The sequence below is a fragment of the Bradyrhizobium sp. TM102 genome (assembly GCF_009176685.1).
GTDB lineage: Bacteria > Pseudomonadota > Alphaproteobacteria > Rhizobiales > Xanthobacteraceae > Bradyrhizobium > Bradyrhizobium ottawaense.
Window position 1 is genome coordinate 2,844,346 of the sequence record NZ_AP021855.1, and the last position, 20,972, is coordinate 2,865,317.

The 20,972-nt window shown below is 61.7% G+C and carries 19 protein-coding genes and 1 pseudogene; 13 read left to right on the forward strand and 7 right to left on the reverse strand.

Annotated elements, in window-relative coordinates:
* The first annotated feature begins 101 nt into the window (after window positions 1–101).
* Entirely contained in the window at window positions 102–1,811 is a 1,710-nt protein-coding gene (locus GDN70_RS13395; RefSeq protein ID WP_152102647.1) for a hypothetical protein, read from the forward strand.
* 15 nt (window positions 1,812–1,826) lie between these two features.
* On the opposite strand, the pseudogene GDN70_RS13400 reads toward GDN70_RS13395, so the two are convergent.
* From GDN70_RS13400 to GDN70_RS13410, 3 genes and pseudogenes are all read right to left on the reverse strand, one after another.
* A pseudogene (locus GDN70_RS13400) lies at window positions 1,827–2,400 on the reverse strand (SGNH hydrolase domain-containing protein).
* A 295-nt stretch (window positions 2,401–2,695) separates the two neighbouring features.
* Complete coding sequence (locus GDN70_RS13405) at window positions 2,696–3,736, reverse strand: acyltransferase (RefSeq protein WP_152102649.1); 1,041 nt, start codon at window positions 3,734–3,736, stop codon at window positions 2,696–2,698.
* Between the two features lie 152 nt (window positions 3,737–3,888).
* Window positions 3,889–5,454, reverse strand: coding sequence for a hypothetical protein (locus tag GDN70_RS13410; RefSeq protein WP_038947240.1), 1,566 nt, complete (start codon window positions 5,452–5,454; stop codon window positions 3,889–3,891).
* A gap of 188 nt (window positions 5,455–5,642) precedes the next feature.
* Between GDN70_RS13410 and rfbF the strand changes: the two genes are divergently transcribed.
* Both rfbF and rfbG read left to right on the forward strand, forming a co-directional pair.
* Complete coding sequence (gene rfbF, locus GDN70_RS13415) at window positions 5,643–6,413, forward strand: glucose-1-phosphate cytidylyltransferase (protein WP_038947241.1); 771 nt, start codon at window positions 5,643–5,645, stop codon at window positions 6,411–6,413.
* Window positions 6,410–7,477, forward strand: coding sequence for a CDP-glucose 4,6-dehydratase (gene rfbG, locus GDN70_RS13420; protein WP_152102650.1), 1,068 nt, complete (start codon window positions 6,410–6,412; stop codon window positions 7,475–7,477). The genes rfbF and rfbG overlap by 4 nt, the downstream gene beginning before the upstream one ends.
* Here rfbG and GDN70_RS13425 read toward each other — a convergent pair whose 3' ends face one another.
* On the reverse strand, window positions 7,478–8,365 hold the full coding sequence (locus tag GDN70_RS13425) for a phosphotransferase family protein (RefSeq protein ID WP_038947243.1): 888 nt from the start codon (window positions 8,363–8,365) through the stop codon (window positions 7,478–7,480).
* Complete coding sequence (locus GDN70_RS13430) at window positions 8,355–9,308, reverse strand: sulfotransferase (protein ID WP_038947244.1); 954 nt, start codon at window positions 9,306–9,308, stop codon at window positions 8,355–8,357. The genes GDN70_RS13425 and GDN70_RS13430 overlap by 11 nt, the downstream gene beginning before the upstream one ends.
* 175 nt (window positions 9,309–9,483) lie before the next feature.
* Between GDN70_RS13430 and GDN70_RS13435 the strand changes: the two genes are divergently transcribed.
* The 3 genes from GDN70_RS13435 to GDN70_RS13445 are packed head-to-tail and all read left to right on the forward strand — an operon-like array spanning window position 9,484 to window position 12,129.
* The gene (locus GDN70_RS13435) at window positions 9,484–10,413 is read left to right on the forward strand and encodes an NAD(P)-dependent oxidoreductase (RefSeq protein WP_038947245.1); all 930 of its coding nucleotides are present in this window, start codon (window positions 9,484–9,486) and stop codon (window positions 10,411–10,413) included.
* On the forward strand, window positions 10,379–11,209 hold the full coding sequence (locus GDN70_RS13440; protein ID WP_038947247.1) for a transketolase: 831 nt from the start codon (window positions 10,379–10,381) through the stop codon (window positions 11,207–11,209). Before GDN70_RS13435 ends, GDN70_RS13440 begins: the two co-directional genes overlap by 35 nt.
* The gene (locus GDN70_RS13445) at window positions 11,206–12,129 is read left to right on the forward strand and encodes a transketolase family protein (RefSeq protein WP_038947248.1); all 924 of its coding nucleotides are present in this window, start codon (window positions 11,206–11,208) and stop codon (window positions 12,127–12,129) included. Before GDN70_RS13440 ends, GDN70_RS13445 begins: the two co-directional genes overlap by 4 nt.
* Before the next feature lie 9 nt (window positions 12,130–12,138).
* Here the strand turns inward: GDN70_RS13445 and GDN70_RS13450 are convergent, their stop codons facing one another.
* Entirely contained in the window at window positions 12,139–13,104 is a 966-nt protein-coding gene (locus tag GDN70_RS13450) for a glycosyltransferase family 2 protein (RefSeq protein ID WP_038947250.1), read from the reverse strand.
* Window positions 13,105–13,314: 210 nt separating this feature from the next.
* Between GDN70_RS13450 and GDN70_RS13455 the strand changes: the two genes are divergently transcribed.
* The 5 genes from GDN70_RS13455 (at window position 13,315) to GDN70_RS13475 (ending at window position 17,864) form a co-directional block, all read left to right on the forward strand.
* Entirely contained in the window at window positions 13,315–14,205 is an 891-nt protein-coding gene (locus tag GDN70_RS13455) for an AAC(3) family N-acetyltransferase (RefSeq protein WP_083859271.1), read from the forward strand.
* Between the two features lie 94 nt (window positions 14,206–14,299).
* Window positions 14,300–14,536: an acyl carrier protein gene (locus GDN70_RS13460; protein WP_038947252.1), complete on the forward strand. Its 237-nt coding sequence runs from the start codon at window positions 14,300–14,302 to the stop codon at window positions 14,534–14,536.
* Window positions 14,537–14,584: 48 nt separating this feature from the next.
* Entirely contained in the window at window positions 14,585–16,462 is a 1,878-nt protein-coding gene (locus GDN70_RS13465) for an HAD family hydrolase (RefSeq protein ID WP_152102651.1), read from the forward strand.
* Between the two features lie 11 nt (window positions 16,463–16,473).
* Window positions 16,474–17,415, forward strand: a complete 942-nt coding sequence (locus tag GDN70_RS13470; protein ID WP_152102652.1) for a bifunctional 2-polyprenyl-6-hydroxyphenol methylase/3-demethylubiquinol 3-O-methyltransferase UbiG — start codon at window positions 16,474–16,476, stop codon at window positions 17,413–17,415.
* A 23-nt stretch (window positions 17,416–17,438) separates the two neighbouring features.
* Complete coding sequence (locus GDN70_RS13475) at window positions 17,439–17,864, forward strand: VOC family protein (protein WP_038947255.1); 426 nt, start codon at window positions 17,439–17,441, stop codon at window positions 17,862–17,864.
* 44 nt (window positions 17,865–17,908) lie between these two features.
* On the opposite strand, the gene GDN70_RS35405 is transcribed toward GDN70_RS13475, so the two are convergent.
* On the reverse strand, window positions 17,909–18,757 hold the full coding sequence (locus tag GDN70_RS35405) for a hypothetical protein (protein WP_157158037.1): 849 nt from the start codon (window positions 18,755–18,757) through the stop codon (window positions 17,909–17,911).
* On the opposite strand from GDN70_RS35405, the gene GDN70_RS35410 reads away from it, so the two are divergent.
* On the forward strand, window positions 18,752–19,060 hold the full coding sequence (locus GDN70_RS35410; RefSeq protein WP_157158038.1) for a hypothetical protein: 309 nt from the start codon (window positions 18,752–18,754) through the stop codon (window positions 19,058–19,060). The genes GDN70_RS35405 and GDN70_RS35410 overlap by 6 nt on opposite strands.
* Before the next feature lie 445 nt (window positions 19,061–19,505).
* Window positions 19,506–20,969 (forward strand): hypothetical protein, encoded by a 1,464-nt coding sequence (locus GDN70_RS13485; RefSeq protein ID WP_038947257.1) that lies wholly within the window; start codon window positions 19,506–19,508, stop codon window positions 20,967–20,969.
* Window positions 20,970–20,972 lie beyond the last annotated feature (3 nt).

A 20,972-nucleotide genomic window follows, 5' to 3' on the forward strand; every position in this document is an offset into this window, starting at 1 on the left:
TCATATTCCAGCCAGATCGTCAAATGGGAGGGCTCGATCGCTGCGGATCGAGGCGGGCCGGGGGACTCGGGGAATATCGATCGTCGGGACCTAAAGAACAAATGCCTATTCATCGAAATCTTGCCCTACTAATCTCGCGGCCTCGTTTTGTCGCAGCCGTGGCGGTGCTGGCTTTTGCGGTCGTTCTGGCCTCAAACCTGATCCTGAAGATGGACAGGGGCTTCGACTTCACCGACGAGGCGTTCTATTTGATGCTGGCCCAGAGGCCAGCGGAATATGACCTGGTCTTAGGACTTTTCAGTTACGCCATTCGTCCCTTGTACCTGCTCGCGGGCGAATCCGTGTCGGCGTTCAACCGCCTCGGTGCCGTTATTCTCGCCGGTCTGGGCGTTTCATTGGGCTGGGCTGTCGTGACGAGATTGAAGCTGTCCTGGCGGGATCCAGATGCGATCCTGATCGCCGGTACGGCCTTGCTGGCTCCGTTCCTCTACTACACGTATTGGCTTCCCACGCCGTCTTACAATTGGCTCGTCCTGGTCGCCGGTTGGATGTTAGCATTGGGATTGGTGCTCTTGGAGTCACTCCCTGTCGTTTCCGCATTCACCGCAGCTTTTGCAATCGCCGTCGCGCTTTTTACCAGGCCTCCCAATGTCATGGCGTACGGCGCGATCTATCTTGTGGGCGTGCTATGCGCGTTCCCCGGCAATCGGGCCAGACTGGTGCAGCTCGGTCATACGATCCTGTTCGGCTTGTGCTTTCTTGTCGTGCTGGCAGCTAGCCTTCCTCTCGGAACGATGCTGAACCAGATCAATGGCTATTTCGTCGTTTTTGGCGGATCCCACCCGAACCCCTTTTCGATGCGCGATCAGCAAACCGAATTTCTTCGTGATGGGTGGGTCTGGTGGGCGAGTGGAGGATTGCTGCTGGTATGCATGTTCGCCCGCTGCTCCGGGCGAACCGTCATCGCGCGATGGGGAGAGCTGATCGCTTTGTTCGCGATAGTCCTGCTCGGATTGTCACTCCTGCGGCGAGCGTTTGATCCGGGCAACTGCCATGTTCTTTCTGTGCTTGGCGGAGGCGGATTCGCGATGCTTTCAATCGCGTGTCGACGGGGCATCAGTCTCAAATGGATTGCGCTTCTTGCCCTGATCGGGCTCATTCCTTGGGCCGCGACGTTGGGAAGCGCCGGGAGGGTGTGCTTTCAGGTCGCTCTCTTTCCGGGCTTGTCATTGATGGTGCTGGTGGTCGCCACGGCTCTGGTGCTTCCACGTTCGTTCGGCTTGACGCTGGCTTGTTTCGTCGGCGTTTATCTCGTGTATAGGGCGACTGCCGCGGGTCTGACATCGCCTTATCGATTGGCGACCCCAATCATGCTGCAAACTCTTCCAACAAGGATCGGCCCGGACTCCACATTGAAGCTTGATGAGCGTACTCGACAGTTCATTCATACGCTGCAGAGCGATGTCGCGAGCCACGGTTTTTGCCTTGGCGACCTTGCCATCGACCTCAGCGGCGAAGTCCCGGGCGCGGTCTTTGCGATTGGCGGCCGTATGCCCGTCTTTCCCTGGATCTTTGCCGGCTATCCGTCATCGCATCGTCTTGCAAGTGAATATCTGAGGATGGTTGGCCCCGAACGTCTTCGGCGCGCGTGGCTGATTTTGGGAACAGGCGGCCATGCCCTGAAGAAGGAGGAGTGGGAAGGCCTGGGGCTCGACTTTGCATCCCGAGCGCTCATCGATAATCTTACCCACCCTGTCGATGGCAGCGTCGTGGAACTATACGCACCTCTCGTTGAGAGGCCGCCATGTTGATACCGCATCACAGGCTCAAAACTTGATTCCCGTATCGACCATCGTGGTCAAGAGCGCTTTTGCGTAAGCGGTTGATCCTTCCTCCGTGAGGTGCGAATGGTCAAAATAGAGAGGGACGCCATCGCCCGTTAGCAGAGGGCAGCCCTTCTCCGAGCAGAACGTCTTGAGCGGAGATAACAGGAAGAACCCCCGGCGCGGCTCCGAAAGCAGCGGACAGAATCGAGTCGGTAGTTTTCATGGTCTCGATGTTGGTGTCTGTCACAGGTGCAATCGGTGGCCTTCCAGCTTCGAGGTGGGCGGCGGCAATGTTGGGAGCGCGGGTATTGAAAGCAGGGCTTTCACTGACGATTGCCACCTTAATGCCCGCCTGCTCAAGCTGATCCACCGTTGTCTTTAGCCATACGGCAATTTCACTGTTCATATGCCATGCTGCGGATAGAATGACCAAGCGAGGCTTCAAACGCAGCAGGAAAGGCAGAATTTCTCTGTTCACATCCCTGCAGTTCGGCCGCTGTTCGATATCGAGATCGGCGATCGGCGGGCACCCCGATGATGCCAACATGCCAAATGGAATAGCCGAGTTTTGCATCTCTGCTCGCAGCCCGAAATAGAGATGGGCTGCGTGGCTGTCGCCCCATAGTATCGCACCCGTGCTGATCGATGCGGGTATGCACTTGTCAATTGGATAATCGCTGAATGTTTGTTCCGGATCGAGAAAGCACTCCCGAGCCAGAAATCGCGTTCACGGATTGTAAAAATTAAAACTCAAGACGCGGTTGATTGACGGATCAGCTGACGCGGGCGCATTCAGCTTAGTCAGGGTCCATGCAGGCAAGAGCCCGGCCAGCAACATGGCGGCAGCCGCTTTTGGCAGGCAATATTGTCTAGTCAGAGTTCCGTATCTCAGGGGAGTTTCGATCACCCTGAAGCAGATGGCCGCAAGGACGAACGACGCCGAAGCAGCCGCAAATGCGAAGACGGGATGGGGGAGAGTCGGCTGGGCCAGCGCGCCGAGGACGATCACGGGCTAGTGGATGAGGTAGAGTGAATAGGAGAGCTTGCCGACGTAAGCCAGTGGTTGTCAGGCAAGCAACCGGGATATCCGAGTGGTGCTCGACTGACTGGACCACACGATCATCGCTGCGCCGGCGCAGGGCAAAACGGCCGCGATGCCCGGAAAGCGGAGGTCTTTCGTGAACAAAACCATTGAAAACAGCAAGCACGCGGATCCGAGGATTGCCGTGAGTTCGCATACCAAGCGATTGTTTGAACGGGGGAAAGAGTGTGTGGGCGACCAGAGTGCCGAATAATATCTCGAAGGCCCGACTGATCGGAAGATAGAAGGCCGCATCAGGATGCGACCAAACCAAAACTTGCGACGCAAAAAGAGAAACCAGGCACATCAGGACAAGCGTCGCAAACACCAGCCGCGGCAAATATCGTCCCAGGAGAACTATTGTCGGGGGGAACAGCAGGTAAAACTGCTCTTCCACGCCCAGAGACCAAAGGTGAAGCAGCGGAATGGTCTCGGCGGCTGGTGCGAAATATTCGCTCGCCCCATAGAAGTACAGGTTGGCCGCAAACAGGATTGACGCGACTGCCGATTTCGAGAAGTCGCCCATCTCGAATGCATAGAGGTAGCGGTCGGCTACGAACCAGCTGATTGCGATCGTCGCAAGAAGTGCGGGTAGAATGCGCCTGGCACGGCGCTCATAAAAACGAGAGAGTGAGAAGCTTCCCCCGGCCACCTCGGAATATACAATCCGACCGATGAGGTATCCGGAAATAACAAAGAACACGTCGACGCCGGTGAAGCCTCCCGACAGCCCGATTTTGAGGTGGAATGCCATGACGGCCAGGACAGATATCGCTCGCAGGCCGTCAATGTCTGCGCGATATTGTGCTTCGTGTTTGCGTAAAGGCAATGTCGTCTCGTGATGCTCAGTTCGCAACAGGGGGAAGGAACCTTACTTGGGGAGAGCTTCTAATTTGTGCGAAGCGAGACCGGGGACATTCGGCCGCATGCGAACGATCGAGAAACTCGGCACGAATGCTTCCGCGTCGTGCGCTGTTGCATCTAGGGTACAGGCCGCCCGTTGATGGTGGTGATGTTCAACACCTTGCAATTTGGGTCTGCTGCTTCGCGCTCGTCGACGTGAACGAGGATGCAGCCTCGTTCGACGAGCGATGCCCGCGTCTCCGGCGGCAATGGAGTCCCGCCCAGCTTGATCGACAACTTGCTGTAATGTAGCGCATTCGAGGATTGCTCATTCGGGTCGAAGTACACGACCATATCGGGCATTTTTCGCCTCAGGAAGAGGATGAGGGAAAGCTTCGGCTCCCATTCCAGCGCAGGACCGGTCGCGATCAGCACCGGATTCCGGTTCTCCTTGCGGGCTTCATAGAGAAGCCTCGTCGCTTCGCTGACGGTATTGTCCGCATCCGTGTTGAACCGAAGCCACCAGTCCCGGGTCGCGAACGTGTTCGGCGAAAAGAGGCCGTGGTTGGCAAAGAGGACTGCGACAAAGCAGCCAATCGCGGTGGCTCCCGAGAGTAACGCGACTCTGCGGTCGCCGTCCTTTGCAAGCCTGCCGAACACAACGGCTGCGACAATGCCTTGCATCAAAGCCAGCGGATAGCCGTACCGCATGCCGATGGCGTCGTTCTGCCCGCCGTATGTCATCGAGAAGCTAATATAGTAGAGCGTCAATCTGAGGACTTCGACCGAAAGCGCCGCGAGCACGAGTGCAGCAAGTTCGCCCCGGCTCATCTTCAGCCAGCCGGAGCGACGCGCGATCGCAGCGGCCGCCAAAACGAGGATCGGGACAAGGACGAGCCACGCGAGTGCATCCCTGTTGTGATGATGCCGGTAGGACCACAATGGACCCCACGGCGCGACAAGTCCGGTGCCTGCCGTCGCGGTGATACGCAACATGATCGCGAACACGATCGCGCCTGTGACGACCAGGACAGCGCCCGCCGAGACCATTCGCTTGGTACCGCTCAGGAAGCCGGAAACCAACAGCAGCCCACCGATCGCGATCAACATAGGTGAATCAGCTTCTTTCGTCGCTCCGAACAGCAGGGCCGTCGGTATCGCGAGCCAAAGGGCGGATGCTCTTCCAGTTTCGATCCATCGCCAGAGCAGCCAGATGAGAAATGTCCCGACCAGGATACATTCGATTTCTACCGGGCCGAGCCGGGGAAAGATATCGGCCCATGATTTGTGACCGAGATAGAGCGCGGCAAACACCAGCGCGCTTGGAATGCCGAAAGTACGAAGGACGAGTGAAAAAAGCAGGGTCGTGGTGCCCAAGTAGAGCAGAAAATTTGCGATGTACCACAGGCGAATGTTGCTTCCCAACAGGTAGGTCTTGATCGATTTGAGGGGATAAAAAGCGGGACGAAATCGCGTGGCCGATCCGCTATTCGCCAGTTCCTGGTATTCGTCGGTGTTCTTCAGATCAGTCCAGATCTCGTGCAGCGTGGCGGTCGGCTGGTCGCCCAGCGGATAGAGGATGTCGTGATCGTCGATGAGCGCCGGCGTCGCGCGGTCGATAAAAGTTCCGAATTGCAGAATGAACAGACCGGCAAGGACAGTCGCAAACAGGAGTACTAGCGTCCGACGGGGCTGTTTTTGCATGACTCGGTCTGTGGCTGGCGATCAGGGGCGGCTTGCGAGTCGGACCATAGCGATGTTGGCCGCCATATGTCGACACCGTCGGGGAAGTGGGACCTTCTGATCGCCCCGCGCCCCAATTGACGGCTTAAAATGCCTGCAGTAACCAGTGCTCAATCGCATGTATTTTCCCGGATCTCGGCAGGGTTTCTATGAAAGTCGTCATTCTCGCGGGAGGTCTCGGCACCCGCATTGCCGAGGAGACCAGCACGCGGCCGAAGCCGATGGTGGAGATCGGCGGCCGGCCCATCCTGTGGCACATCATGAAGATCTACAGCCATTATGGCTTCCATGATTTCGTGATCTGCCTTGGTTACAAGGGCTTCATGATCAAGGAGTATTTCGCGAACTACTTCCTGCATATGTCCGACGTGACCTTCCACATCGCCGAGAACCGGATGGAAGTGCATCGCGAGACGGCCGAGCCGTGGCGGGTCACGCTCGTCGACACCGGCGAGGACACCCAGACCGGCGGCCGGCTGAAGCGGGTGTTGCCTTATGTCGCGGACGAGCCCTTCTTCGCATTGACCTATGGCGACGGTGTTGCCGACATCGACCTGGCCGCCGAGATCGCGTTCCACAAGGCGCACGGGCGGCGCGCCACCGTTTCGGTGGTGCGGCCGGCCAAGCGGTTCGGCGCGATCGCGATCGATGGCGACCGGGTCGTCAACTTCGAGGAAAAGCCCAATGACGACGGCGGCTGGATTAATGGCGGTTTCTTTCTGTTATCGCCGTCGGTCGGCGAGCTGATCGCAGGCGACAACACGATTTGGGAGCGCGAGCCGATGGAGCAGCTCGTGCGCGGCGACGATCTGCGCGCCTATGTGCATCACGGCTTCTGGCACCCGATGGACTCGCTGCGCGATCGTAACTTCCTCGAGGGTGAGTGGGCCGGCAACCGCGCCAAATGGAGGGTCTGGTGACGGATCCGGCATTCTGGCGCGGTAAGAAGGTCTTTCTCACCGGCCACACGGGCTTCAAGGGCGCGTGGGCGGCGCTGCTGCTGCGCCGCCTCGGAGCCGACGTCTACGGCTATGCGCTGCCGCCGACGCACCAATCTGCGCTGTTCGTCGCGGCGCGCATCGCCGACGACATCAAGCACCGCGTTGCCGATATCCGCGATCTCCGCACCTTGCGCTCCGCAATGGCGGAAGCCGAGCCCGACATCGTCATCCACATGGCGGCGCAAGCGCTGGTGCGTCCCTCCTATGAGGAACCGGTCGAGACCTTTGCGACCAATGTGATGGGCACGGTGCACGTGCTGGAGGCGGCGCGGCCGCTGTCCTCGGTGAAGGTGATCCTGAACGTCACCAGCGACAAATGCTACGAGAACGACGGCGCGGGCACCGCCTTCCGCGAAGGCGACCGGCTCGGCGGCGACGATCCCTACAGCAACAGCAAGGCCTGCGCCGAGCTCGTGACGCATTCCTATCGCCACAGCTTCTTCAAGGCGCCGGGCGCGGCGCGCGTCGCGACCGCGCGTGCCGGCAACGTGTTCGGCGGCGGCGACTGGGCGCGCGACCGTCTGGTGCCCGATGCGATGCAGGCGTTCCTCGCAGGCGAGCCCTTGCGCATCCGCAATCCCAATTCGGTGCGGCCCTGGCAGCATGCGCTCGACCCGGTGCTGGGCTATCTGACGCTGGTCGAGCGGCTGGCGGGCGACGAGCGCTTCGTCGGCGGCTGGAATTTCGGTCCTGATGCCGCGAGCGAAGTGCCGGTGGGACAGGTGGTCGAGCACCTAATCGCGCAATGGGGCGGGGGCGCGCGCTGGACCGCCGATGCCGGCCCGCATCCGCACGAAGCCGCCTATCTCAGGCTCGATTGCGCCAAGGCGCGCGGCGAACTCGGCTGGACCCCGCGGCTCGATCTGGCGCAGGGGCTGCGGCTGACCGTCGGCTGGTACAAGGCGCTGCGCGAGGGCCGCGACCTGCGCGCATTCTCGCTCGATCAGCTCGACCAGGTCGTCGGCGCCGCGCAGGCGGCGTGATCAGCGCAGCTCGATGATTTCGGCGATGCGTTCCTGCGGCGAGACCGCGTGCTTCAGATACGCGCCTGAGCAGACCGCGAGATACGATTTGAGCAGCACGACGAGCGCGAGGATTGCGCGCTCGATTTCGCCCGGAAGGCCCGTCCGTCCGAACGCCGCCGTTTGCAGGAACGGCCGGTTCTCCATGAAGGTCAGCCAGTACAGATAATCGTAGCCGGCGATGCCGAGAAAGGCGTCTTCCCAGTCGATGACGCGCGACACGTTGCCTTCGAGCATGATGTTCTTCGGCCCGAAATCGCCGTGGCAGACGGTCTGCGGCGGCGACGGCAAACGGTCTTCGAGCCGCGCGATCAGGCGACGGAGCTCGGCTGCGCTTGCGTGGCTGAGCAGGCCGCGCTCGGACAGGGTCTTCAACGCGCGGGCGGCGGAGGCGAGATATTGCTCGAACGCGGGCAGGTCGTCCGGCCGCCAGTCACCGAACCGTTGACTGCATTCGCGTATCGTCGCAATGGCATTTGCGGGCTCGATCGGAGCGGATAGCGGGGTGAGAGCGGGCATGAGCAGGCAGAGTCGGCTCGTTCCGTCCGCGAGCGGAGCCTCGAAACGGCCGAGCACGATGGCCGTGCCATAGAGCCGGACGAGAATATCGGCTTCCCTGGTGAGGCTCCCGCGGGCGTCTGGGCCCGGTAGATGCGTCTTGAGAAACCGCTTCTCGCCGGCGATCACGGCATCGAAGCAGATGCCGAGCGTGCCGCCGAGTGCCGGCGTCACGCTGATATCGCGGCCGGATGATTGCAGATGCTGCAGCAGCGCGGGCTGGATGCGCGCGCGGTCGGCGGCGATGTCGGGGCGGTCGTCGGTTTCGAAGAACGCGATCTTACCCAGCACGATAGAGCGGGCCCAGATAGTCGATCTGGTCGTAGCCGAAATGGCGGGCCAGCGCCGCGGTGCCCTGCGCGATCTGCTTGCGCTCGTCGTCCGAGAGCTCCTCGATGACGGCCTTGTTGTAGTCCTTGGTGCTCTTGAGCACGGTTCCCCAGGGGGCGATGGAGTCCTTGATCTCGACGCCGTTCCAACTCGGATAGAGCATGCTGTCGGCAAACGGCACGCCGATGAAGGCGGCGGCGTCCATCATGAACTTGCGCTTGTCGTCGACGAGGTCCTCGTAACGGAAGATCCGCACGTTCTCGGGATACATTTTGGCGAACATCTCGACCGTCGAGTGATAGATGTTCCAGGTGATCAGGTATTTGGTCAGCGGCTGCGGGAACGGACGGCGCTTGGTGTCGCGATAGGCCGAGAACGGGTTGCGCACGATGTGCAGGATGCGGACGTTGGGAAAGTCGCGCACCATGCGATCGGCATCGATCCCGATGGCGGGCGAGTAGCCGACATGCACCATGCCGGGGCGCGGCTTGGTGTAATAATTCTCCCAGGCCGTGAAGGTCGACCGGAAGAAGGCCTCGATGACCTTGCGACGGGGGATCGGCGCCTCGCCGCACAGCCCGACGAATTCGGCGACGCGCTTCTTCTCGTCCAGCACGCAGTCGGCGTCGCGGAACTTGGAGCCGTTGCGCTTGCGCAGGAAGGTTTTCAGCTCCTCGTCGATCATCTGCTCGTAGAGCTCGGTAGCCGTCAGCCCCTCCGGGAATTCGGGATAGCGGTACTGGACGCGCTCGACCGAGGCGAGGAAGTCGTTGAAGTTGCGGTTGCCGAGCTGCGATTCGAAGGGATAGACCAGCAGGTCGGGATGGCCGTCGAAGTGACGATGGGTGACGTTGCCGCCGTGCTCGAAGCCCGCGGAAACCATGGCCAGCCTGAAATCGCTCATGCATCTACCCCTGTGTCGTCGAACGTCAATTCTGCCCCCCGTTTAGCCGCATGGGCCGGATAATCAAGCTCAGATGGTGCCCGAGAGGCCAGGTCCCCAGCTCCATCAGGGGGATCCCGGGGCAATTCCCGAAGCGGGAGATTGACGGGTCCAGGCGGCTGATCTACCGGGGGCCATGCGGGTTTTTGTCACCGGCGCGAGCGGCTTTCTGGGCTCCTACCTCGTTGCGGACCTCCTGGAACGGGGGCACGACGTGGCCGTTCTGTTGCGTCCGGACAGCGCGAACTGGCGTCTCCGCGAGGCCGCAGAGCGCCTGCACGTGATTCCCGGTGTTCTGGAACAGCCGGACGGGTTGCGCGGGCCGTTCAAGGCCTTTGCGCCGGAGGCGATTGTCCACATGGCCTGGCGCGGCGTTGCGGGCAGCGATCGCAACAGCCCGGTCCAGGCGGCCAATGTGGCCGATACGGTCGGACTCGTCGAACTTGCAGCCGAGGCCGGCGCCAAAATCTTCGTCGGAGCCGGGTCGCAGGCCGAATACGGCCCCTATGATCGCGCGATCAGCGAGGATGATACGCCGCGGCCGACGACGCTTTACGGCATGGCCAAGCTCGCTGCCGGATCGATGGCGATGCGCCTATGCGAGGAGAGGGGTCTTCGGTCAGCCTGGCTGCGGATCTTTTCGACCTATGGGCCGAAGGATGCGGACTACTGGCTGATTCCGAGCATGATCCGGAACCTGCGTTCCGGAGAGCACATGGCACTGACGGCTTGCGAGCAACGCTGGGGATTTTTGCACGCGCGCGACGCGGCGAGCGCCTTCCGGCTTGCGACGACGCATGCGAGCGCGCGCGGCATCTTCAATGTCGGCAGCCCGGAAGCGCCGCCGCTACGCGAGACGGTGACGCGGTTGCGCAATCTTGTCGATCCCGGTGCCGTGCTGGGCTTCGGCGAGTTGGCGTACCGTCCCGATCAGGTTATGATCCTGGCCGCGGACGTTTCGCGCATGCTCGCATTGGGCTGGAAGCCCGAAGTGGCGTTGGACGATGGACTACGCGAAACGGTAAACTGGCATGACACGACCAACTCTTCCCGTAAATCGTCCTGAACCGAAGGAGTTCGCGCGGCGCATTCGCGCACACGCGCTGCGGATGGTGCACGCCGCGAAAGCTTCCCATATCGGCGGCTGCCTCTCGATGGCGGACATCCTGGCGGTGCTTTATACGCAGGTCCTGCGTCTCGATCCCGCCGAGCCGCATTCCGCGAACCGCGACCGCTTCGTGCTGAGCAAGGGCCACGCCACCGCGATCATGTATGCGACGCTCGCCGAATGCGGCTTCTTCCCGCTGTTCGAGCTCGACACCTATTGCCGCGACGGATCGATCTTCACCGGGCATGTCAGCCACGCCGTTCCGGGGGTCGAGGTCTCGACCGGCTCGCTCGGCCATGGGCTGCCGATCGCGATCGGCATGGCGCTCGCTGCACGTTCCGCCGGTGCCGGCAGTCGCGTGTTCTGCCTGCTCAGCGACGGCGAATGCGACGAGGGTTCGAACTGGGAAGGCATCCTGTTCGCGCCCCATCACAAGCTCGACAATCTCTGCGTCATCGTCGACTTCAACAAGATCCAGAGCTTTGGCTCGGTCGCAGAGGTGCTGAACCTCGACCCGTTCGCAGAGAAGTGGAAGGCGTTCGGCTGGCATGTCGAGGAGATCGACGGCCACGATATCGCCGCGCTTGAGCGCGTGCTGGGCGCCGTGCCTGCCCCGTCGGGGCGGCCGACCGTCGTGATCGCCCACACCGTGAAGGGCAAGGGCGTGAGCTTCATGGAGAACAAGCTCGAGTGGCACTACCGCTCGCCCTCGGATGAGCTGCTGGCGCAGGCGCTGGCGGAGGTCGGCGCATGAGGACGACGTTCATCGAGAGCCTGTCGCAAGCTGCGAGCGAGAACCCCGATATCTGGCTGCTCTGCGGCGATCTCGGCTACTCCGTGTTGGAGCCGTTCGCGGCGAAGTTTCCCGATCGCTATCTCAATGTCGGCGTTGCCGAGCAGAACATGGCGGGCATGGCCGCCGGCATCGCGCTATCGGGCAAGACCGTCTTCATCTACTCGATCGGCAACTTCCCGACGCTGCGCTGCCTCGAGCAGCTCCGCAATGACGTCTGCTACCACGGTGCCGACGTCAAGGTCGTCGCGGTCGGCGCCGGCTATGCCTATGGCAGCCAAGGCTATACCCACCATGCGCTGGAAGACGCCGGGATCATGTCGATGCTTCCGGGCATCGAGGTGTTCGTGCCCTGCGACCCCATGGAGGTGCGGGCTGCGACGCGTCTGATCGCAGGAAGCGGCAAGCCCTCTTATCTGCGGCTCAGCCGTCAGGGGGAGCCGAACCTCGGCGCCGCCGTGACCGATCTGCGCAAGCCCAGGGTTTTGCGTGAGGGACGGGAGGTCGTTATCCTCGCGTCCGGGCCGATCGCCTCCCGTGCGCTGGAGGCCGCCAGCGAACTCGCCGGGCGCGGCAGGGACGTCGGCGTGGTCAGCGTCTCCTGCCTGAAGCCGCTCGACGAGGCCGCGATCCGCGACGCCGTGCGCGAGGCCTCGCTCATCGTGACGCTGGAAGAGCACATCCTGCGCGGCGGCCTGTTCGGCCTGGTCGCGGGCGCGTTTGCCGGAGACGCGGTCCGGCCGCCGATTACGGGCATGGGCATTCCCGAGCAGGGCGGCAAGACGTCCAGCGCAGGGTCGCGCGAGGCGCTGCTGGATGTCGCCGGCCTTTCAATGCCGGCCATCGTCGCGCGGATCGAGCAGTCGCTGGCGAAGCGCTGAGGGGCTGCCTCACGCACCCGACGAAGGTGGCGGCGGGCCGAAATTGACACGCTCGCGCTCGAACACCACGGGCTTCTCGCGCACCTGTCCGTAGATCGCGAGCACATATTCGCCGATCATGCCCATGAAGAACAGCTGCACGCCGCCGAAAAAGAACATGGCAACGATCAGCGTGAGGATGCCCGGTTCGGCGAGCTTCTGGTAGAGCACGAGGCCGACGATGAAGTTGACGATGGCGTAGGTAATGCTCACGGCCGAGATGACAAAGCCCGCGAGCAGGCCGAAGCGGACCGGCGCCGTGGTGAAGGACACCAGCCCGTTGAGCCCTTGATCGATCAGCGCGCTGGCGCGGTTCTTCGAAAACCCTTTTTTGCGTTCGCGCCAGGTGTAGGGTACGCCGACCATGCGGCCGCCGCACTCGAACGTCATCATGCGCATGAACGGATAGGCGTCGCGAACGTGCCGCATGGCCTCGACGACGCGCCTGTCGACGAGCTGGAAGTCACCGACGCCCGGCGGCACCTTCAACTCGGAGAATCGGGTCAGCACGCGGTAATAGGCGTCCCGCATTCCGCGCATCAGCCGGCCTTCTTCCCGGACCGCGCGGATGCCGTAGACGATCTCGTTGCCGGCTTCCCACAGCTTGACGAATTGGGGCAGCAGTTCCGGCGGGTCCTGAAGGTCGGCCGGCATGAACAGCAGGACGGCGTCGCCCGTGCTCGCCATCACCCCGTTATAGGTATTGCGCAGCGGTCCGAAATTGCGCGCGTTGACGATCACCTTGACCGCCGGATCATGAGCCGCGATTTCGCGCAGGATCTCGACCGTGCGGTCGTCGGAGGCGTTGTCACAGAAGATGTGCTCGCGCTGGTAGCCCTTGAGATCGTTGTCGAAGATCTGCCGGATCGCCTCGTAGCAATCCCCCACGTTCAGCTCTTCGTTGTAACAGGGCGTGATAACGCTGATTGTCTTCACAATCGTCTTCCTCGACGAGCAACGGGCTATGGGCCGGATGGCGAACGTTGCTACCGCAATGCCAGTTGTGAATCAAACCGGCCGGGCCTCGGTTGCAAATCGGCCCGGAAGCCGCCACTTGGGGTGATAATCCGAAATTTCAGGATCCGGTCGACATCGCCGAGGCGGCCTGATAGCTGACGATCTACACCAGGGTCCACGCTGCTAGAGATGTCAGCCTCAGTTCGCCAATTCGTAATTTCCAGCTTGCGGCGGATATTGGGCCGACAGGACCTGCGGTCTTACGTCCGGCTTCGCAGGCTTGCCCTCGAAAAGAGGTTCTTCAAGGATCCGATCTCGGTTCCCGAATTGCGGTCGGCCTTCGAGAGGCTGGGTATCAAGGCTGGCGCCACCGTGTGGGTGCAATCTTCCTGGAACGAATTCTACAATTTTCCCGGCAAACCGTCGTCGGTGATCGATTTGCTGCTCGAACTGATCGGCCCTGATGGAACGCTGGTGATGTCCGCGATTCCTCTCGTTGTCGATGATCGCAGGATTCTGGAAATCCACAGGGAACCCGTGTCCACGGGACTCATCGCCGAGACATTCAGGCGCTACCGCGGCGTCAAGCGCAGCATTCACAACTCGTCCTCCGTCATTGCGTTGGGGCCGCAGGCGGAGTTTCTGGTCAGGGACCACCAGACCACGGAAACGCCGTGGGATCCCGAATCCCCCTATCAGAGACTGATGGAGCTCGATGCCATCTGTGTGGGGCTGGGGGTCGGAAGATTTCTGACGACCTTGACGCCGCTGCACGCCGTCGAGAGCATCCTTCGTCACGAGAGCCCGGATTTCGCAGCGGTTTTTCACGGCACGACCACGTATCGCTGGCGCACCCGCGACGGCCAGGAAGGGACGCACACCTATCTCAACCGAAACGGCGCATTCGACGCGGCTTGGCTCGGCGGCCATTATCCTCGCGATCAGTACATTGAATTTCGCCTGTCGAACTTGTGGATGTGGTCGATTCCGGCCCGCAACGCGATCATGACCGGTGTTTCCCTCGGACGGCGTGGTATCAGCATGTACCGCTTGCCTTTGCACAGGCGCTTTCTTGCGTGATGCTATTGCGTTGAAATTAAAGGAGAAAACTCCGGTTGAAGCGGAGCGGACCGAAGTATATGAAGGCGTTTCTCAACCTCGAAGGGCTTGATCAGTGGATAAGCAGGCAGACGTCATTGGCCGATTGCAGGCAATTTTCCGGGAGGAACTCGATCTCCCGAATTTGCAGATTTCGCCGCAGTCCACCCCTGACGACGTGGACGGATGGGATAGCCTTGCGACAATTCGCATTGTCGCCGCGGTTGAAAGAGAGTTCGATCAAGAGTTCGAGGCTGCGCAGATCGAGAACATTCGCTCGGTGGGCGATTTGATCTCGATGATCGCCGCGTGACGTTAGCCAGTTCTTCTCAGTGCGAGCGAGCCTGCCGTGATCAAGCCGATGATGAGGTGGTTGCCACAGCCCACGGCAGGTGACATCGAGCGAACCCGCGGCCTTAGCGGCAGCAGTGTCGCCGAGCTGATTCGCCTGGCGCAGTACGAATGGGATGCAGGCGGCTTGCGGCGGCTCGCAATGGGCCTCTCCGGCGTTCAGGATTCGACGGGACAGAACGGCCTGCAAGCCGTCCGCGTTCTGTTGCTCTCGAATTCGACCGCGCGGCATATAAGAGAGACGCTGATCGGCACCGGGCTCCGGCATGGTCTGCGTGTCGATGTCATGATCTCGGAATACGAAGATCCTGAGGTCTTGCTGGAGCGCGATCGTGACGGCATCGTCGCGTTCGGTCCCGATATCGTCGTTCTTGCGATGGACGTGCATGCGTTCGGCCTGCGGCCGGCGCCCGGGAATCCCGAGGCCGCCGCGGCAATCGCGGACCGGGCGCTCGATCGCCTGCGTGCCATCCGCAAGCGCATCGGTTCGTCGCTCAAGAGGCCCGTTATCTTTCAGACTTTGACGCCGGATCCCGCGCACGTCAGGCTGCATGTCGACCGGCTGATACCGGGCTCGCACGTTGACCTCGTCGGCCGGGTGAATGCTGGATTGTCCGAGTTCGTGAGGTCCAGCGGCGACCTTTTGCTCGACGTTGCAATGCTGTCCGAAAGGACCGGGCAGGACAATTGGCACTCCGCACGGCACTGGGCACTGGCCAAGTATCCGTTCGCGCCAGAGAATGCGCCGCTCTATGCCGAGCACCTGGTCAGGTTGGTCGCGCTGAAATTCGGCAAGTCGCGCCGGGTTCTCGTGCTCGATCTCGACAACACCATGTGGGGCGGGATCGTCGGCGACGACGGCAAGGAGAATCTGCTGCTCGGCCCTGGAAGTCCGGTTGGGGAGGCTCACTGCGCGCTCCAGGCCATGGCGAAGGAATTGCGTGACCGCGGCATCGTGCTCTGCGTGTCCTCCAAGAACGAGGAGAGCGTTGCCCTGGATGCTTTCCGCACGCATCCGGAGATGGTGCTGGTCGAGGAAGACATCGCCGTTTTCCAGATCAACTGGGCCGACAAGGCGGCCAATCTACAGGCGTTGTCCGAGATTCTGAGCCTTGGTCTCGATAGCTTTGTCTTCCTGGACGACAATCCCGCGGAACGTGCCCAAATCCGCTTTGCCCTGCCTCAGGTCGCCGTGCCCGAAGTGCCCAAGGATGTGACGGAGTGGCTCCCGGTGTTCCAGTCCGCTTGCTACTTCGAGGCCACGGGATTTACGGCCGAGGATCGTGACCGGGCGGCATATTACCGGGCCGATGCCCGTCGCACGGCCCAGCTGAAGTCGTTCGCGCGTCAGGAGGACTATCTCCAGTCGCTCGATATGGAATTGCAGGTCAACCCGTTTGATGCGATCGGGCGCAAGCGGATCGCGCAATTGATCTCCAAATCCAACCAGTTCAACCTGACGACCCGGCGCTATTCGGAGGCTGATGTCGCGTCCGCCGAGACCGATCCGCGCCGCATCACCATGCAGATGCGGCTCAGCGACACGTTTGGTGACAACGGCATGATTGGCGTCGTCATCGCGGACGTCGGCACCGATGCGATCGAGATCGATACCTGGTTGATGTCGTGCCGCGTCCTTGGACGTGGCGTCCCCGAGGCGACATTGGATTTGCTGGTTGCGCGTGCACGGGAGCTGGGCAAGGGGGTCGTGCGCGGCATCTACATCCCGAGCAAGAAGAACATGATGGTCGCCGATCACTACCGCAATCTGGGATTCGAGCTGACCGGCGAGCGTCCCGGTGGCGAGACCACCTGGGAGCTCTCGGTGAGAACTTATCAGGACAAGAAGCCGCCCATCCGCATTCGCGATGCCGTTGGCGCGCATTGAGGGAGAATATCTTGAGCACGGCATCAAGCCTGATCGATGAACAGCGTTTTCCGCAGCTCGCCGCACTGATGCGGATTCAGTATGAGCGGACGCCGGCGCATCGTGCCTATCTCGAGACGCGGTTCTCGCATGCGTCGGCCGAGGACTTCACCACGCTCGAGGAGCTGGCCAGCCAGATTCGACAGATCGCCCGTTCGCGCCTTGGCGAGATTTGCGACGGATACGATTTCATCTGCAAGATCGTTCGGGAAGAGGAGATCTTCTTCCGGCGGAAGGGGCGATACAGGCTCCAGACGTTCGAGGAAGCCAATCGCCTCGTCTATAGCGATACCGAATATATGGGCCACTACATGGATGGCCTGCTGTTGACCCAGATCTACTGGTCGAACCACACGGCTTGCTATCAGTTCTATCGCAACGTGTTTCTGAAGCAGGCACCTGCCAATTACGACTATCTTGAGATCGGTCCGGGGCACGGGCTGCTGCTCTATCAGGCGCTCAAGGACGAGCGGTCCGGCAGTGTGAAGGGCTGGGACGTCAGCAAGGCGAGCATCGGCCAGACCTGGGATGCGCTGACGGTCATGGGCATGTCGGGCAAGAAGCCCGAGCTCGTTCTACAGGATCTGTACGCGGTGCCGGACGATAGCGCGAAGTTCGATTGCCTCACCTTCTCGGAGGTTCTCGAACATCTGGAAGATCCCAAGGGTGCCCTGGTCAAGTTGCGGTCGCTGCTCAAGCCGAGCGGCCGACTGTTCGTGAATGTTCCGATCAACAGCCCAGCGCCCGACCACCTGTATCTGTTGCGCTCGCCGGAAGACGCGGTCGAGGCGGTTCGTGCGGCCGGTTTCGAGATTGAACGCGCGGAGTTCTTCCCGATGACGAACCACACGATGGAGCAGGCGCGGAAGCACAAGCTGACGATCTCCGCCTGCATCATTGCAAGACCGGACTGATGTCGTCTCCCGCGCGCCCAGAATTGATCTTCGACCATGTCGGCCTGGTCGTGCGGGACGTGAAGTCCGGCTTTGCCAATGTCTGCTCTCTGCTGCCGATAGTCGCGGCCACCAAGGTCTATGACGATCACGTGCTTGGCGTTTCGGTCCAGTTTCTGCGCGACGCCGGTGGCGTGATGTTTGAGCTCATTGCGCCGTTCGGGGACAATTCTCCGGTGGCGAAGATCGCGGCGTCCGGCAGGGGCGTGATCAATCAGGTCGCCTATCGGGTCGGGAATCTGGCGGTCGCCGCCGACTATTTCCGTGCGCGCGGTGCGACGCCAACGGGTGCGGCAAAACCCGCGATAGCCTTCGACGGCGCCCCGGTGCAGTTTTTTCTGACCAAGGAGTTCGTTGTCGTCGAGCTGATCGAGAGCGAAGGTGCTTCCCGCGAATTTGTTCCGGTTTAGAGGTCCGTCCGGCCGCGCGACGACGTCCTGATCGTGGGCTTGGGTCAGCTGGCGCGGCGAAGACCGTCGCGCGCTGCTTCGAATGCACTCTGCACGCAGGATAAGACCGCGGGGCCGATCTGGCCGGCATCGAAATGGCCGGAAAATCCGAAGAGGGATTGAAAGCCCTCGACCTCATAGCCGCCTTCGGGGACCTGTGCGGCCGTGGGGAGATAGCCGCAAAGCGATCCGAGATAACCTGCGTAAAGGCGGATGCATCCCGGTGGCTTGGGCATGGCTTTCCCGATCTCGGTCTCCCACTCGACCGACGGTTCGGCCGACAGGCCGACGATCTCAAGCGCGTCATCGAATCCCAGAACCTGCGCGCAGAGGGGCTTGGGCGGCGCCTTACCGTGAAAGAAGTTGTCCAGCGGGATGCTGGCTGAACCGACCCGCAGCTGCTGCGGGTTGAACTTTCTTGCCGCTGGCCGCTGCGCGATCTCGTCCAGCTCGCTCGCGAGGCTGTCGCTCCAGCGACGCCAGTCATCCACGGACAGGGACGGGAACAGGTTTCCGAAGAACACAATTCGCACCAATCGCTGGAAGTGCTCGCGAAGGGGAATTGCGCGCGGTGCGGGCACGATATGCGGTCTGATGTTGCCGCAGAATCCCGTCAGGAACAGACACGGGATGGAGCCGAGCCGCTGGCGAAGCCGTTCGCGAACCTTGCCGGGAAAGTCGGCGCTGATCGCATCGGTCGGGATGACTGCCGTCGGGTGACAGGTGTAATGCCAGAGCAGTGCAATGGGCCGATCGTCGCGGACGTCCCGCATGAGCAGAACGGTCGCGAGCTCGTTCTTCGGCCCCTTCGGGTTCGGCGAGAAGGCGATGCTAGTCAGATTGAAGCCGTGCATTCTGCCGATCGTCGGGAACGGCCAGTAGCGCCGGCGGTTGATCGCGTGCCGGAGCTGGCCCTCGAAGATTTCGAACGAGACTTCCGCAGGCTCCTGTCTCTGGACTTGTCCGACAAGTTCGTCGACGGCATCGCCAAGCTCTGCAACATACCGCTCGTCCGGAACGCCGAGCGCTGCGCAGGCCTTGTCGGTCGCGGGAGCGCCATGTGTGTGGGTCGCTTGCAGAACGATCTCGTCGCGGCCGAAGCCGCGCTTCTCGAGCTTGCTGACCACGAGATTCTGAAGCTCCGAGCCGACCTGTAGCAGGTCGAAGGAAAGAAGAAGGGCTCGACGGCCAGGACCCTCGAACAAGATTGCTCCGACCTCGATGGGATCGAGAATGTCGGCGCAGAGGGCGGTTCGGGATGGATAGCCCGCAAGCCGGACCGGGCGGTCGCGCGGCGTGATGTCCCGGTGGCCCACTCGCGCAAGGATCTTCGACAACGTTCGGCCCTCTGTCATCCCGATGGAGCGCGTGTCACTACCCAATTCCGCAACGTTCGTCCAAGCCGGAATCTGATTGCTTGTGCGCGGACGAGCGGAATACTAAGGCTAACCCGGCGATGGAACAGCGGCATATTCGGAGCGGGACAGTGATTGGCCAGACGTGCCATTTCCAGCAGATCGAACTGCCTCGCTCGTGCACGTCGTGACGCAATCCGGCCCAAGCCGCGTTCGCCGCATCCTGGGTGGGTGGTCGGCGAATTCGATGATCGTTCTGCTCGCGCTCACGCAGCAGATCGTTCTCATTCCGTTCTTTTTGAGGTATCTGGGGCATGAAACGCTCTCGGCGTGGCTCACGATCTTCGCCGCGGGGAGCCTGGTGCAGGCTGCCGACCCCGGCCTCCATGCGTGGAGCCTGAATCGTTTTCTCTCGTTCAAGTCGCAAGCAGACGCCGATCGTCGCACGCGCCGCTACTTCGCCGGTGTCCTGCTGCTGTTCATTGGCGTCGTCGCGGGCCTGATCGCCATTATCGGCATCCTGCTGGTGCTGGTGAATCCCGCCGGCGTCCTCGGGTTTCGCAACGAGCCTGGCTTCGACCTGACATTCGCCATCGTGACGCTTGGTCTTGCGACCACGCTGCCGGTGAACCTTGCCAGCTCTCTCTTCCGGGCCCGCGGTCTGTACGGCCGCGTCGTCGCTGTGCAGGCGTGGGGGACGGGTCTTGGCCAGCTCGCGCAGGTGATCGCGGTCTTCCTGACAGGCAATCTGCTGGTCATGGCACTCGCGTTCGTTGCGGGGCAGGTCGGCGTCTCCGCGTTCATCCTCTTCTCCGACCTGAGACGGCAATTCCCGTTTCTCAGCGGGCTGCCGCGGCGTGTCTCCTGGAGGTGGGCGAGGGCACAATTCGCCGGTGCATTTCCGTTCGGCGTCATGAATTTTGCCGAGGTCGGAATGTCGTACCTTTCGGTGCTTCTCGTCGGAGCCCTCGTGTCCGACCGGGCGGCGATCGCCCAATGGGTGCTCACCAGGACCGTCGCGAATTTCCTGCGCGGCCTCTGCTACCAATTCTCGCTGCCGATTGCGGCGGAGCTCGGCCACGACCACGCCGTGGGGGCGCGGGACAGCCTGCGGGCCCTGTATGCGCGAGGGCTATTCATCGTGACCTTCACGGTCAGCCTGATCACGGGTGGCCTGTTGTCGTTCTGGCGCGAGTTCTTCGAGCTCTGGACTGCGGGCGCTATTCCATATGATGCGACACTGGCCATCGTGCTGATCGGCGGCACCTGCCTCGTCACGCCGGCAACATTCGCCATGAGCTACGCAAGCTACAGCAACAGGGGCACGCTGCTGCTGTGGACCAAGTCACTTCAGATTGCGATCTTCTTCGGCCTTGCGGCGTTCCTGATTCCGGCGCTTGGCCCGCTGGGGGCCGCGATCAGCCTAACGTCCGGCGATACGGTGGGTCAGCTGGGGGTCCTGTTCTCGCTTCTGCTCGTCCAGACACTGCAGCACCCGCTTCGACATGCGGTGCTTCTGTTCGGAATGATGCTGGCGGTCGTCGCTGCGGGATTGGGGATGGGGATGCTTGCGCGCTATGTGGTGCCCGCAACCGGATTTATCGGTCTGGTCCTGCAATGCACCGTGTGGCTCGCCGGCATGGCGCTGATCTGCTCTCCCTTGGCAAGAAACGGCATCCGGAACAAGCTCATCGCGAGCATTCCGCATTGACTG

Bases quoted from the DNA above. Each gene is read 5' to 3' on its own strand.
- GDN70_RS13395 (WP_152102647.1), top strand. From the start codon at position 102: ATGCCTATTCATCGAAATCTTGCCCTACTAATCTCGCGGCCTCGTTTT.
- GDN70_RS13410 (WP_038947240.1), bottom strand. From the start codon at position 5,454: ATGCAAAAACAGCCCCGTCGGACGCTAGTACTCCTGTTTGCGACTGTC.
- rfbF (WP_038947241.1), top strand. From the start codon at position 5,643: ATGAAAGTCGTCATTCTCGCGGGAGGTCTCGGCACCCGCATTGCCGAG.
- GDN70_RS13430 (WP_038947244.1), bottom strand. From the start codon at position 9,308: ATGAGCGATTTCAGGCTGGCCATGGTTTCCGCGGGCTTCGAGCACGGC.
- GDN70_RS13435 (WP_038947245.1), top strand. From the start codon at position 9,484: ATGCGGGTTTTTGTCACCGGCGCGAGCGGCTTTCTGGGCTCCTACCTC.
- GDN70_RS13440 (WP_038947247.1), top strand. From the start codon at position 10,379: ATGACACGACCAACTCTTCCCGTAAATCGTCCTGAACCGAAGGAGTTC.
- GDN70_RS13445 (WP_038947248.1), top strand. From the start codon at position 11,206: ATGAGGACGACGTTCATCGAGAGCCTGTCGCAAGCTGCGAGCGAGAAC.
- GDN70_RS13455 (WP_083859271.1), top strand. From the start codon at position 13,315: ATGTCAGCCTCAGTTCGCCAATTCGTAATTTCCAGCTTGCGGCGGATA.
- GDN70_RS13465 (WP_152102651.1), top strand. From the start codon at position 14,585: ATGATGAGGTGGTTGCCACAGCCCACGGCAGGTGACATCGAGCGAACC.
- GDN70_RS35405 (WP_157158037.1), bottom strand. From the start codon at position 18,757: ATGCACGGCTTCAATCTGACTAGCATCGCCTTCTCGCCGAACCCGAAG.
- GDN70_RS13485 (WP_038947257.1), top strand. From the start codon at position 19,506: ATGATCGTTCTGCTCGCGCTCACGCAGCAGATCGTTCTCATTCCGTTC.